The sequence below is a fragment of the Gluconobacter thailandicus F149-1 = NBRC 100600 genome (assembly GCF_000964465.1).
In the GTDB taxonomy this organism is placed as follows: domain Bacteria; phylum Pseudomonadota; class Alphaproteobacteria; order Acetobacterales; family Acetobacteraceae; genus Gluconobacter; species Gluconobacter thailandicus.
Genome location: NZ_BANH01000005.1, coordinates 143,366 through 155,162, shown reverse-complemented (window position 1 = coordinate 155,162; position 11,797 = coordinate 143,366). Strand labels below are relative to the sequence as shown.

The following is an 11,797-nucleotide window of genomic DNA, read 5'->3' as shown; positions in this document are numbered from 1 at the left end:
GGGCGCATGCCGACCATCAACCAGTTGATCGCGAACGGCCGTGAGCCGGCCGCAAAGCGGAACAAGGTCCCTGCACTACAGGGATGCCCCCAGAAGCGTGGCGTTTGCACGCGCGTGTACACGGTAACGCCAAAGAAGCCGAACTCCGCTCTGCGTAAGGTCGCCAAGGTGCGTCTGACCAACGGGTATGAGGTCGTGAGCTACATTCCGGGTGAAGGTCATAACCTTCAGGAGCACAGTGTTGTGCTGATCCGTGGTGGCCGCGTGAAGGATCTTCCTGGTGTGCGTTATCACATCCTGCGAGGCGTGCTCGACACGCAGGGCATCGCCAAGCGTCGTCAGCGTCGTTCGCTGTATGGCGCGAAGCGTCCGAAGTAAGAGGTATTTGGAATGAGTCGCCGTCACCGCGCTGTAAAGCGTGAGATCCTTCCCGATCCAAAGTTCGGAGACATCGTTATCACGCGCTTCATGAATGCGCTGATGTACGATGGAAAGAAATCCACCGCTGAGGGCATCGTTTACGGTGCGCTTGAGGTTCTGCGTAACCGTGGTGGTAGCGCTGCTGACCCGGTGGCCATGTTCCACTCGGCACTGGACAATGTGAAGCCGGCTGTTGAAGTCCGCTCACGTCGTGTCGGTGGTGCTACCTATCAGGTGCCTGTCGAAGTGCGCGCTGAGCGCCGTCAGGCCCTGGCGATCCGGTGGCTGATCGATGCCTCCCGCAAGCGCGGTGAGAACACGATGCAGGAGCGCCTGTCCAACGAACTGATGGACGCGGTCAACAATCGTGGCGCTGCTGTTAAGAAGCGCGAAGACACCCACCGTATGGCTGAAGCTAACAAGGCATTCAGTCACTATCGCTGGTAATCAGAACCCGCTAAAGGGCTTTCGGCAGCATCCGGGAATCTGGATGCTGGCTGGAATGAACTTTCAGTCTTACCCCTGTCTCGTGGGAGGCAGGGTTTTGGAGATAGACGATGGCAAAGGCTAAATTCGAGCGGACGAAGCCGCACTGCAACATCGGCACCATCGGTCACGTCGACCACGGCAAGACCTCGCTGACTGCTGCAATTACCAAGACGCTTGCGAAGAGCGGCGGCGCCGAGTTCAAGGCGTACGACATGATCGACGCAGCGCCGGAAGAGCGCGCTCGTGGTATCACCATTTCCACGGCACACGTTGAGTATGAGACGAAGAACCGTCACTATGCTCACGTTGACTGCCCGGGTCACGCTGACTACGTCAAGAACATGATCACCGGTGCTGCCCAGATGGACGGCGCGATCCTGGTTGTGTCTGCTGCTGACGGCCCGATGCCGCAGACGCGTGAGCACATCCTGCTCGCACGTCAGGTTGGCGTGCCGGCTCTGGTCGTGTTCCTGAACAAGGTTGACCAGGTTGATGATCCGGAGCTTCTGGAGCTCGTGGAGATGGAAGTTCGTGAACTTCTTTCTTCCTACCAGTTCCCGGGCGACGATATCCCCATCGTCAAGGGCTCCGCGCTTGTGACGCTTGAAGACGGCGATGCCACCATTGGTGAAGATCGCGTTCTTGAGCTGATGGAAGCTGTCGACACGTACATCCCGCAGCCGGAGCGTCCGGTTGATCGTCCGTTCCTGATGCCGATCGAAGACGTGTTCTCGATTTCCGGCCGTGGTACGGTTGTGACGGGTCGTGTTGAGCGTGGCGTTGTCAACGTCGGTGACGAAGTTGAAATCGTCGGCCTGAAAGATACTATCAAGACGACCGTTACGGGCGTTGAGATGTTCCGCAAGCTGCTTGATCGCGGTGAAGCTGGTGACAACATCGGTGCGCTGGTTCGTGGTACGAAGCGTGAAGACGTTGAGCGTGGCCAGGTTCTTGCAAAGCCGGGTTCCATCACCCCGCACAAGAAGTTCAAGGCTGAGGCTTACATCCTCACGAAGGAAGAGGGTGGTCGTCATACGCCATTCTTCACGAACTATCGTCCGCAGTTCTATTTCCGTACGACCGACGTCACTGGTGTTGTGACGCTTCCGGAAGGCACGGAAATGGTGATGCCGGGTGATAACGTTGCTATGGATGTCGAGCTGATTGCTCCGATCGCCATGGACGAAGGTCTGCGTTTCGCAATTCGCGAAGGCGGCCGCACCGTGGGTGCAGGCGTGGTTTCCTCCATTAGCGCCTAAGTCCTGCGTTTCGCCGTTGATATGGAAGCCCCGGCCAGATTTATTTCTGGCCGGGGTTCCCTTTCAGATGCAATGGCAGTAGGACGAGACCCGAATTTTTGAGTTGGACGAATTAAGACTATGGACAACCAGAACATCCGCATTCGCCTTAAGGCGTACGATCATCGCGTGCTGGACAACAGCACCAAAGAGATCGTAAACACGGCGAAGCGTACGGGTGCGCGGGTTCGGGGTCCGATCCCGCTGCCGACGCATATCGAACGGTTCACGGTGAACCGCTCGCCACACGTGGATAAGAAAAGCCGCGAACAGTTCGAAATTCGGACTCACCGCCGGCTGCTCGACATTGTCGAGCCGACCCCGCAGACCGTGGACGCCCTCATGAAGCTCGACCTCGCCGCTGGCGTTGATGTCGAGATCAAACTCTAAGGTCCAGACGATGCGTACCGGATTGATTGCAAAAAAGCTGGGGATGACCCGGCTGTTTAAGGAAGATGGCACTCATGTGCCTGTGACGGTGCTGCACCTTGACGAAGTTCAGGTTGTAGATTCCCGCACGAATGAGCGTGATGGCTATACGGCCGTTCAGCTCGGTCTTGGAAATGCCAAGGTGAAGAATGTCACCAAGGCAAATCGTGGCCATTTCGCCCGTACCAAGGTTGAGCCGAAGAAAAACCTCGTAGAGTTCCGCGTTGCGGAAGATGCTCTGCTTGAGGCGGGCACGAAGCTGTCTGCAAACCATTTCGTGGTTGGGCAGAAAGTTGACGTCACGGGTCAGAGTAAGGGTAAAGGCTTTGCGGGTGTTATGAAGCGTCATAACTTCGCTGGTCTTGAAGCCTCCCACGGCGTGTCCATCAGCCATCGTTCTCATGGTTCTACGGGCCAGCGCCAGGATCCTGGCAAGGTCTTCAAGGGCAAGAAGATGGCAGGTCACATGGGTGATGTGCGTGTTACCACGCTGAACCTTGAAGTGGCTGCCGTGGATGAAGAGCGTAATCTGATCATGGTCAGAGGCGCGATTCCTGGTGCGAAAAACAGCGTTGTGCTGATTCGCGATGCAATCAAGAAGGCACGCCATGCCGATGCGCCGTATCCGGCTGCAGTCGTGGCGGCCGCCGGTTGAGGGCGAGGGGCATGGAATACGATATCAAAACCCTCGATAATGGCAGCGCAGGCTCAGTCGCGCTTCCAGAAGAGATTTTCGCGGTTTCTCCGCGTGCCGACATCATGGCGCGTGTTGTGCACTGGCAGCTGGCAAAGCGCCGCGCTGGCACACATCGCACCAAGGGCATGGGTGAGATCTCTGGCACGACCAAGAAGCCTTTCCGTCAGAAGGGTACTGGTTCTGCTCGTCAGGGCTCCCTGCGCGCTCCGCAGTTTCGTACTGGTGGCGTGGTGCATGGTCCGGTTGTGCGTGATCATGGCTATGACCTTCCCAAGAAGGTTCGTCGTCTTGGCCTGATTTCTGCTCTTTCGCAGAAAGCTGCCGATGGCAAGCTGATTGTGCTCGACACGGCAAACGGTGTCAGCAAGACCCGCGAAGCGGCTGCAAAGCTGAAGGCACTGGGCTGGTCGTCTGCGCTGATCGTGGACGGTGCGGTTGACGAGCAGTTCGCTCGTGCGATTGCCAACCTGCCGAAGATCGACGTGCTGCCGACAATCGGTGCGAACGTCTATGACATCCTCAACCATGACGTGCTGGTTATTACCCGCGCAGGTCTTGAGGGTCTTAAGGAGCGTCTGGCATGACCATGTCTATCGTCATGAACGCACGTAAGACTGCTGAGAACATGTCTCAGGAAGCTCTTTACGATGTGGTCCGTTCGCCGCTGATCACGGAAAAGGCTACGCTTCTCTCAGAGCGTAATCAGGTTGTTTTCAAGGTCGCTACGACTGCAACCAAGCCGCAGATCAAGGCCGCTGTCGAAAAGCTCTTCAACGTGAAGGTTACTGGCGTGAATACGCTGGTCCAGAAGGGTAAGACGAAGCGCGTCAAGGGTCGTCCTGGTCGCCGCTCTGACATCAAGAAGGCGTATGTGCAGCTTGCCGAGGGTCAGTCCATTGACCTTACAGCGAAGCTGGGCTGACGCGGGGTAATCAACCATGGCACTAAAGCACTTTAATCCCACGACGCCGAGCACACGCGGCACCGTGCTGATTGATCGTAGCGAGCTCTGGAAGGGCAAGCCGGTCAAGCAGTTGACGGAAGGTAAGAACAAGTCTGGCGGCCGTAATAACCACGGCCGTACGACAGTTCGGTTCCGTGGCGGCGGGCACAAGCAGTCCTATCGTTATGTCGATTTCAAGCGTCGCAAGTTTGATGTTGGCGCAACGGTCGAGCGTCTTGAATACGATCCGAACCGTACGGCGTTCATTGCGCTGATCAAGTATGATGACGGCGAGCTGGCCTACATTCTGGCTCCTCAGCGTATCAAGGCTGGTGACCGCGTGATCTCTGGTGCACACACTGACGTGAAGCCAGGTAATGCGATGTCCCTCGGTGCGATGCCGGTCGGTACGATCGTGCACAATATCGAGCTGAAGCCGGGCGCTGGTGGCAAGCTGGCTCGTTCTGCTGGAACGTATGCACAGCTGGTCGGCAAGGATGCCGGTTACGCCCAGATCAAGCTGCAGTCCGGTGAACTGCGTCTTGTCCGTGGCGAATGCATGGCAACGGTTGGTGCTGTCTCTAATCCAGACAACATGAACCAGCACATGGGTAAGGCTGGACGTTCCCGTTGGCTCGGACGTCGTCCGCACAACCGTGGTGTTGTCATGAACCCAGTCGATCACCCGCATGGTGGTGGTGAAGGTCGCACCTCTGGTGGCCGTCATCCGGTTACGCCGTGGGGCGTTCCGACGAAGGGTTACAAGACGCGTGTTAACAAGAAGACGGATAGCCTGATCATCCGTCGCCGTAAGTCCGGCAAGTAAGAGGGGGCAAATAGAGATGGCACGTTCCGTCTGGAAGGGCCCGTTCGTTGACGGGTATCTGTTCGGCAAAGCAGAAGCAGCTCGTGCTTCTGGTCGTAACGAAGTGATCAAGATCTGGTCGCGTCGTTCCACGATTCTGCCGCAGTTCGTCGGGCTTACGTTCGGCGTCTATAATGGTCACAAGTTCCTGCCTGTGCAGGTCACGGAGAACATGGTCGGTCACAAGTTCGGTGAGTTCTCACCGACGCGTACCTACACCGGTCATGGCTCTGACAAGAAGTCGAAGCGGGGCTGAAAATGAGCAAGCCGAAGCACATCCGCACGCTTGCTGACACCGAAGCGCAAGCGATTACGCGCAATATTCGTGTCAGCCCGCGCAAGCTGAACCTGGTTGCGGCAATGATCCGTAACCAGCCAGCTGACAAGGCTATTGCCGCTCTGACCTTCTCGCGTCGTCGTATCGCGCAGCAGGTCAAGAAGACTCTTGAGAGCGCCGTGGCCAACGCTGAGAACAATCATCAGCTGGACGTTGATCGTCTGGTTGTGAAGACAGCTGAAGTCGGGAAGTCCATTGTCATGAAGCGTTTTCATGCTCGTGGCCGTGGCCGTTCGGCTCGCGTCGAGAAGTTCTTCAGCCACCTGAAGATTGTTGTGGCCGAAGCTGCAGAAGCATCGGAATCCAGCGAAGAGCAGAAGGCAGCTTGATCCATGGGACATAAGGTCAATCCAATCGGGCTTCGGCTCGGTGTTAACCGTACCTGGGATAGCCGCTGGTACGCAGGTGCAGATTACTCACGTCTTCTTCATGAAGATCTGAAGCTGCGTGCTTTCCTGCGTCGTAAGCTTTCAGGTGCCGGCGTTTCCCGCGTCGTTATCGAGCGCCCTGCCAAGAAGCCTCGCGTGACGATCTACGCTGCCCGTCCGGGCGTCGTGATCGGCAAGAAGGGTCAGGACATCGACGCACTGCGTAAGGAACTGAGCCGTATGGCGAAGACCGACGTAGCGCTGAACATCGTTGAGATCCGCAAGCCGGAAATCGATGCAACGCTGGTTGCTGAGAACATTGCTCAGCAGCTCGAGCGTCGTGTTGCCTTCCGTCGCGCCATGAAGCGCGCAATCCAGTCTGCAATGCGTCTGGGCGCCCAAGGCATCCGTATTACTTGCAGCGGACGTCTGGGTGGTGCCGAAATCGCACGTGACGAGAAGTATCGTGAGGGACGTGTGCCGTTGCATACGCTTCGCGCTGATATCGACTATGGCACGGCGACGGCCAAGACGACTTATGGAACCTGCGGCGTGAAGGTCTGGATCTTCAAGGGTGAGATCCTGGCTCATGACCCCCTGGCACAGGACCGTCGTGCCGCGGAGCAGGCTCCGCAACGTTGAACTGTAGGCGCAAGCCTACAGCTCCATTGCTGGTGCTGATTGAGGATTTAACAACATGCTTTCCCCAAAGCGGACAAAGTTTCGTAAAGCCCACAAGGGCCGTATCCACGGCCTGGCGAAGAGCGGAACGCAGCTGAATTTCGGTGCATATGGTCTGAAGGCTCTTGAGCCAGAGCGGATCACAGCCCGTCAGATCGAAGCGTCCCGTCGTGCTATTACTCGTGCGATGAAGCGTGCTGGTCGCGTGTGGATTCGTATTTTTCCGGACCTTCCGGTCTCGACAAAGCCTGCAGAAGTGCGTATGGGCTCCGGCAAGGGTTCCCCAGAGTACTGGGCAGCTCGTGTCAAGCCGGGTCGTATCCTGTTCGAGATTGAAGGCGTTCCGCCGGAAGTCGCCCGCTTGGCACTGAGCCTGGGAGCTGCAAAGCTTCCGATCAAGACCAAGTTCGTTCAGCGTATCGGAGACGCGTAAGATGGCCGACACGTATAAGCCTGCAGATTTGCGCGCGAAGAGCGAGGACGAGCTGAACGCTCTGCTCATCGACCTGAAGCGTGAACAGATCAACCACCGTTTTGCGGCTGCCACAGGGCAGTCGGAAAACACCAGCCGTGTCAAGGTCGTGCGCCGTGCAGTGGCACGTATCAAGACGCTGGCTCAGCAATCGAAGAACCGTGCGGGCGCCCAAACGTCCGCCGCAAAGTCCTGAGAGGAGACGGACGATGCCAAGGCGCGTCCTGACAGGGCGGGTAACAAGCGACAAGATGGACAAGACGGTTACCGTTCTTGTTGATCGTCGTATCATGCACCCGCTCTATAAGAAGTTCATCCGCCGCTCCAAGAAGTATGCGGCCCATGATGAAGCCAACGTCTGCCAGATTGGTGACCTGGTTCGTATTGAAGAATGCGCACCGATCTCCAAGCGTAAGACTTGGTCTGTCGTCGCACGCAACGGAGAGGACATGGCTTCGGCTTCCTCTTCCGTCAGCGCATAAGGGGGTAGGCACATGATTCATCCCGAGACCAACCTTGACGTCGCCGATAATTCCGGTGCGCGTCGGGTGCAGTGCATCAAGGTGCTGGGCGGCTCCAAGCGGAAGACTGCCTCGGTCGGCGACATCATTGTCGTATCCGTTAAGGAAGCCATTCCCCGCGGTAAGGTGAAGAAGGGTGACGTCCATCAGGCCGTTATCGTTCGTACATCTTATCCGGTACGTCGTGCAGACGGATCTGCGATCCGTTTTGACAAGAATGCTGCTGTGCTGATCAACAAGCAGCAGGAGCCGATTGGCACGCGTATCTTTGGCCCGGTCGTTCGTGAACTGCGTGCTCGCAAGTTCATGAAGATCATCTCCCTGGCGCCGGAGGTGCTGTAATGGCTGCACGTATTAAAAAAGGCGATCAGGTCCTCGTTCTTTCCGGGAAGTCCCGGGGAGTGCGTGGCGAAGTTCTCGCAGTGATGCCGAAGGCTGAAAAAGCTGTGGTACGCGGTGTAGCTGTTGCCAAGCGTCACACGAAGCCCAACCGCATGGGTGGAGAAGGTGGAATCATCGAGCGCGAGATGCCGATCCATCTCTCTAACCTGAAGCTGGTTGATCCCAAGAGCGGTAAGCCGACTCGTGTTGGTTTCCGTGTTCTTGAAGACGGTCGCAAGGTTCGCGTTGCCAAGGCAACCGGCGAAGTGATCGAAGGCTGAGGAACGCAAAAATGAGCGATAACAAAACCGCTTTGCCGCGTATGCAGCAGCGTTACGAAGAGCTTCTTCGTAAGCAGCTTCAGGAGCAGTTCGGCTACGCAAATCCGATGCAGGTTCCCAAGCTCGAGAAGATCGTGCTGAACATGGGTGTCGGTGAGGCTGCTGGCGATCAGAAGAAGCTGGATGCAGCGGTCGCTGAAATGGCAGCTATTTCAGGTCAGAAGCCTGTAAAGACGCTTGCTCGTAAGGCTATTGCCGGCTTCAAGATCCGTGAAGGTCTTCCGATCGGTTGTAAGGTTACTCTGCGTCGTCAGCGTATGTATGAGTTCCTTGACCGTCTCGTGACGATCGCTATGCCGCGCATCCGTGACTTCCGTGGTCTTCCGGCAAACAAGGGCTTTGATGGCCGTGGCAACTTTGCCATGGGCATCAAGGAGCAGATTGTTTTCCCGGAAATCGAATATGACAAGATCGATGCTGTACGTGGCATGGACATCATCTTTGTGACCACTGCAAAGACCGATGCTGAAGCAAAGGCTCTGCTGAAGGCCTTCGATCTGCCGTTCGCAGGTTGATCAGGTAATTTTTCAGACCGATCGCGACTAAAAATAAGGATTCGGCCTTCCATTGGGAGGCCGCTTTCCTTTATAGACACGCTGATTGGAAAACCGTCGGGATAGGCCTGACAGGTTCCGGGAGAAAATTCGAGATGGCGAAGATCTCAGCGGTTAACCGTAATAACCATCGCGCAGCTCTTGCAAAGCGCGATAAGGAAAAGCGGACCGCTCTTAAAAACATCATCAAGGATCGTTCCCTTTCGGTTGAAGACCGATTTGAAGCGACTCTTAAGCTGGCACAGATGCCACGTAACGGATCCGCAACGCGTGTTCGTCTTCGTTGCAAGCTGACCGGTCGTCCCCGTGCTAACTACCGTAAGTTCGAGCTTTGCCGTATCGCTCTGCGTGATCTTGCGTCCGCCGGCCAGATTCCTGGCATGGTCAAGTCGAGCTGGTAAGGGATAGATCGAATGTCGTTGTCTGATCCACTGGGTGATATGCTTACCCGGATCCGTAATGCTCAGCGTGCCCGTCATGCTGCATGCGTTGCGCCCGCTTCCAAGCTTCGCACGAACGTGCTTGAGGCTCTGAAGCGTGAAGGTTACATCCGTGGTTTCTCCACGGAAGAAGTCCGTAAGGGCGTATCCCAGCTCCGTATTGAGCTGAAGTACGTAGAAGGACAGCCGGTCATTAAGGAAATCCACAGGGTCTCCAAGCCTGGCCGTCGTGTCTATTCGAAGATCAAGGAACTTCCGCGCGTTTATGCCGGCCTTGGTGTGTCGATCCTGTCCACCCCGCGTGGCGTCCTTTCGGACGTCGAGGCCCGCGCTGCCAATGTTGGTGGCGAGGTTCTCTGCCGCGTCTTCTGAGGAGGGTCGCATGTCTCGCGTAGGTAAATATCCCGTAGAAGTTCCGGCAGGTGTCCAGGTTGCTGTTGTTGACGGCATCTTCACCGCCAAGGGCAAGCTCGGCGAACTGAGCTTTCCGGTGTCCCGTCATGTGGACGTCACGATTGAAGCCAGCTCTGTTGCTGTTGCTCCAATCGGTCGTCGGTCCCGTGAAAACTGGACGATGTGGGGAACAACACGCGCTCTGATCGCTAATATGGTCAAGGGTGTGTCGGTTGGTTTCACCAAGGCTCTCGAGATTCAGGGTACGGGTTTCCGTGCTGCTGTTCAGGGATCCAATCTGGTGATGAACCTCGGCTTCTCGCACGATGTCGTTTATCCCATCCCGGCCGGTATCAAGATCACCACGCCGCGTCCGACCGCTATCGTCGTTGAAGGTAACGACAAGCAGCGCGTTGGTCAGGTCGCTCTCGATATTCGCAGCTTCCGTAAGCCTGAGCCTTACAAGGGCAAGGGCGTCCGTTACGAGACGGAAGTTCTGCGTCGCAAGGAAGGTAAGAAGAAGTAATGGCATCGCAGCAAGGATTGCAGGAACGTCGCCGTCAGCGGCTGCGTTTCCAGCTTCGTCGCAAGAGCGGCGGCCGGCCGCGTTTGTCGGTCTTCCGTTCCAGCAAGCACATTCACGCCCAGATCATCGACGATGCACAGGGTCGTACGCTCGCCAGCGCTTCAACGCTGGAAAAGGAGCTTCGCGGCAATGGCACCAGCGGTGCCAACGTGGACGCGGCTTCAGTGATCGGCAAGCTGATCGCAGAACGTGGCCTGGCAGCTGGCGTAACGGCCGTCGTGTTCGATCGCGGCGCTTATGTCTATCATGGCCGGGTCAAGGCCCTGGCAGAGGCTGCCCGCGAGGGCGGGCTCTCGTTCTAAGGAGGATCACACATGGCACGTGAGCCAAGAGAAGGCGGCCGTGGTGGTCGTGAGCGCGAGCAGGGCGATGATCTGGTCGACAAGCTCGTAACCATCAACCGTGTTGCCAAGGTTGTTAAGGGTGGCCGTCGCTTTGCTTTTGCAGCGCTGGTTGTCGTTGGCGATCAGAAGGGGCGCGTTGGTTACGGAGCGGGTAAGGCCCGCGAAGTTCCGGAAGCGATCCGTAAGGCAACCGAGCGCGCCAAGCGCACAATGATTCGTGTACCGATGAAGGAGGGTCGTACTCTCCATCACGATACGTTCGGTCATTACGGCGCTGGCAAGGTGGTTGTTCGTGCGGCTGAAGCCGGTACGGGTATCATCGCTGGTGGCCCAATGCGTGCAGTTTTCGAGAGCCTGGGTGTTAACGACGTTGTCGCTAAGAGTCTCGGAACGCGTAACCCGCATAACATGATCAAGGCTACTTTCGCTGCCCTTGAAAAGGCCAGCAGCCCGCGCAACGTCGCTTCGCGTCGTGGCAAGAAGGCTGCAGAGCTTTTCGGTAAGCGCGAGCAGGCTCAGACTGAGGAGGCTGCAAATGTCTGAAAACGGTAAGACCGTTCAGGTAACGCAGATCGCTTCTGTCATTGGTCGCAAGCCGGGCCAGGCAGAGACCATTGTTGGTCTCGGTCTGCGCGGTATCGGTTCCACCCGTACGCTCGAAGATACCGCTGCTGTGCGTGGAATGATCCGCAAGGTTGCCCACCTCATCAAGGTGGAGGGTTGAAATGAACCTTAACGAACTCCGCGATAACGAGGGTTCTCGTTATCGCAAGAAGCGTCTTGGACGTGGCATCGGTTCCGGCAAGGGTAAGACCTCCGGACGTGGTGTTAAGGGTCAGAAGGCTCGTGAGGGTGTTTCCCTCAATGGCTTCGAAGGTGGTCAGCTTCCGCTGTATCGCCGTATGCCTAAGCGTGGCTTCGTGAACATCTTCCGCAAGGAATATGCTCCGGTGAACCTTGGCGCCATTTCGAAGGCTATTGAAGCAGGCAAGCTGGATAAATCCGCTCCTGTTACGGAAGCTACGCTGCGCGCTGCAGGTCTTGTCAACGGCAAGACTCATGGTGTTCGCCTTCTTGCGAAGGGTGAACTCTCGCATGGTCTGACCATCGAAGTTGACGGTGCTTCTGCAGCAGCTCTTGCTGCTGTTGAGAAGGCTGGTGGCTCCGTAAAGGTGCTTGCATCTAAGAAGGAAGTTCAGGCTGAGGCCTGAGTTCTCCTCTCCCGGATTTATCCGGGG

Annotated in this window: 24 protein-coding genes; all 24 read left to right on the top strand. The window is 56.9% G+C overall.

The genetic code is table 11. The features are described 5' to 3' along the window. The first annotated feature begins 6 nt into the window (after nt 1-6). The 24 genes from rpsL to rplO all read left to right on the top strand — a co-directional run bounded on the left by rpsL (nt 7) and on the right by rplO (nt 11,770). Nucleotides 7-378 carry a 30S ribosomal protein S12 gene (gene rpsL / locus B7444_RS01980; protein WP_010502158.1) on the top strand — a complete coding sequence of 124 codons (372 nt, stop codon included), beginning with the start codon at nt 7-9 and terminating at the stop codon, nt 376-378. A gap of 12 nt (nt 379-390) precedes the next feature. Then, nucleotides 391-867 carry a 30S ribosomal protein S7 gene (gene rpsG, locus B7444_RS01975; RefSeq protein ID WP_007282717.1) on the top strand — a complete coding sequence of 159 codons (477 nt, stop codon included), beginning with the start codon at nt 391-393 and terminating at the stop codon, nt 865-867. Between the two features lie 110 nt (nt 868-977). Then, the gene (gene tuf, locus B7444_RS01970) at nt 978-2,168 is read left to right on the top strand and encodes an elongation factor Tu (protein WP_007282719.1); all 1,191 of its coding nucleotides are present in this window, start codon (nt 978-980) and stop codon (nt 2,166-2,168) included. Nucleotides 2,169-2,288: 120 nt separating this feature from the next. Continuing rightward, nucleotides 2,289-2,597: a 30S ribosomal protein S10 gene (gene rpsJ / locus B7444_RS01965; RefSeq protein ID WP_007282720.1), complete on the top strand. Its 309-nt coding sequence runs from the start codon at nt 2,289-2,291 to the stop codon at nt 2,595-2,597. A gap of 10 nt (nt 2,598-2,607) precedes the next feature. Beyond that, nucleotides 2,608-3,291 (top strand): 50S ribosomal protein L3, encoded by a 684-nt coding sequence (gene rplC, locus B7444_RS01960; RefSeq protein ID WP_007282721.1) that lies wholly within the window; start codon nt 2,608-2,610, stop codon nt 3,289-3,291. 11 nt (nt 3,292-3,302) lie between these two features. Next, the gene (gene rplD, locus B7444_RS01955) at nt 3,303-3,917 is read left to right on the top strand and encodes a 50S ribosomal protein L4 (RefSeq protein WP_007282722.1); all 615 of its coding nucleotides are present in this window, start codon (nt 3,303-3,305) and stop codon (nt 3,915-3,917) included. Between the two features lie 41 nt (nt 3,918-3,958). Then, complete coding sequence (locus B7444_RS01950) at nt 3,959-4,255, top strand: 50S ribosomal protein L23 (protein ID WP_010502122.1); 297 nt, start codon at nt 3,959-3,961, stop codon at nt 4,253-4,255. A gap of 16 nt (nt 4,256-4,271) precedes the next feature. Then, nucleotides 4,272-5,102, top strand: a complete 831-nt coding sequence (gene rplB / locus B7444_RS01945; RefSeq protein ID WP_010502120.1) for a 50S ribosomal protein L2 — start codon at nt 4,272-4,274, stop codon at nt 5,100-5,102. 16 nt (nt 5,103-5,118) lie between these two features. Next, complete coding sequence (gene rpsS / locus B7444_RS01940) at nt 5,119-5,397, top strand: 30S ribosomal protein S19 (protein ID WP_007282725.1); 279 nt, start codon at nt 5,119-5,121, stop codon at nt 5,395-5,397. Nucleotides 5,398-5,399: 2 nt separating this feature from the next. Continuing rightward, nucleotides 5,400-5,807, top strand: coding sequence for a 50S ribosomal protein L22 (rplV, locus tag B7444_RS01935; RefSeq protein WP_007282726.1), 408 nt, complete (start codon nt 5,400-5,402; stop codon nt 5,805-5,807). A 3-nt stretch (nt 5,808-5,810) separates the two neighbouring features. After that, on the top strand, nt 5,811-6,488 hold the full coding sequence (gene rpsC / locus B7444_RS01930) for a 30S ribosomal protein S3 (RefSeq protein ID WP_007282727.1): 678 nt from the start codon (nt 5,811-5,813) through the stop codon (nt 6,486-6,488). 55 nt (nt 6,489-6,543) lie between these two features. Beyond that, entirely contained in the window at nt 6,544-6,960 is a 417-nt protein-coding gene (gene rplP, locus B7444_RS01925; protein ID WP_007282728.1) for a 50S ribosomal protein L16, read from the top strand. A 1-nt stretch (nt 6,961) separates the two neighbouring features. Continuing rightward, nucleotides 6,962-7,195 (top strand): 50S ribosomal protein L29, encoded by a 234-nt coding sequence (gene rpmC / locus B7444_RS01920; protein ID WP_007282729.1) that lies wholly within the window; start codon nt 6,962-6,964, stop codon nt 7,193-7,195. 13 nt (nt 7,196-7,208) lie between these two features. Next, nucleotides 7,209-7,481 carry a 30S ribosomal protein S17 gene (gene rpsQ, locus B7444_RS01915; protein ID WP_010502113.1) on the top strand — a complete coding sequence of 91 codons (273 nt, stop codon included), beginning with the start codon at nt 7,209-7,211 and terminating at the stop codon, nt 7,479-7,481. Nucleotides 7,482-7,493: 12 nt separating this feature from the next. Continuing rightward, nucleotides 7,494-7,862 carry a 50S ribosomal protein L14 gene (rplN, locus tag B7444_RS01910; RefSeq protein ID WP_007282731.1) on the top strand — a complete coding sequence of 123 codons (369 nt, stop codon included), beginning with the start codon at nt 7,494-7,496 and terminating at the stop codon, nt 7,860-7,862. Then, entirely contained in the window at nt 7,862-8,182 is a 321-nt protein-coding gene (rplX, locus tag B7444_RS01905) for a 50S ribosomal protein L24 (RefSeq protein WP_007282732.1), read from the top strand. Before rplN ends, rplX begins: the two co-directional genes overlap by 1 nt. A gap of 11 nt (nt 8,183-8,193) precedes the next feature. Then, nucleotides 8,194-8,757, top strand: a complete 564-nt coding sequence (gene rplE / locus B7444_RS01900) for a 50S ribosomal protein L5 (protein WP_007282733.1) — start codon at nt 8,194-8,196, stop codon at nt 8,755-8,757. Between the two features lie 134 nt (nt 8,758-8,891). Continuing rightward, nucleotides 8,892-9,197: a 30S ribosomal protein S14 gene (gene rpsN, locus B7444_RS01895; RefSeq protein WP_007282734.1), complete on the top strand. Its 306-nt coding sequence runs from the start codon at nt 8,892-8,894 to the stop codon at nt 9,195-9,197. 12 nt (nt 9,198-9,209) lie between these two features. Beyond that, the gene (gene rpsH, locus B7444_RS01890) at nt 9,210-9,608 is read left to right on the top strand and encodes a 30S ribosomal protein S8 (protein ID WP_010502111.1); all 399 of its coding nucleotides are present in this window, start codon (nt 9,210-9,212) and stop codon (nt 9,606-9,608) included. 10 nt (nt 9,609-9,618) lie between these two features. Further along, complete coding sequence (rplF, locus tag B7444_RS01885) at nt 9,619-10,155, top strand: 50S ribosomal protein L6 (RefSeq protein ID WP_007282736.1); 537 nt, start codon at nt 9,619-9,621, stop codon at nt 10,153-10,155. Next, a complete protein-coding gene (gene rplR / locus B7444_RS01880) occupies nt 10,155-10,517 on the top strand; it encodes a 50S ribosomal protein L18 (RefSeq protein ID WP_007282737.1) in 363 nt (120 codons plus the stop codon). The genes rplF and rplR overlap by 1 nt, the downstream gene beginning before the upstream one ends. A gap of 12 nt (nt 10,518-10,529) precedes the next feature. Next, nucleotides 10,530-11,102, top strand: a complete 573-nt coding sequence (gene rpsE, locus B7444_RS01875) for a 30S ribosomal protein S5 (RefSeq protein WP_007282738.1) — start codon at nt 10,530-10,532, stop codon at nt 11,100-11,102. Next, nucleotides 11,095-11,283 (top strand): 50S ribosomal protein L30, encoded by a 189-nt coding sequence (rpmD, locus tag B7444_RS01870; protein WP_007282739.1) that lies wholly within the window; start codon nt 11,095-11,097, stop codon nt 11,281-11,283. Before rpsE ends, rpmD begins: the two co-directional genes overlap by 8 nt. Before the next feature lies 1 nt (nt 11,284). Next, nucleotides 11,285-11,770 (top strand): 50S ribosomal protein L15, encoded by a 486-nt coding sequence (gene rplO, locus B7444_RS01865; protein ID WP_007282740.1) that lies wholly within the window; start codon nt 11,285-11,287, stop codon nt 11,768-11,770. Nucleotides 11,771-11,797: the final 27 nt, after the last annotated feature.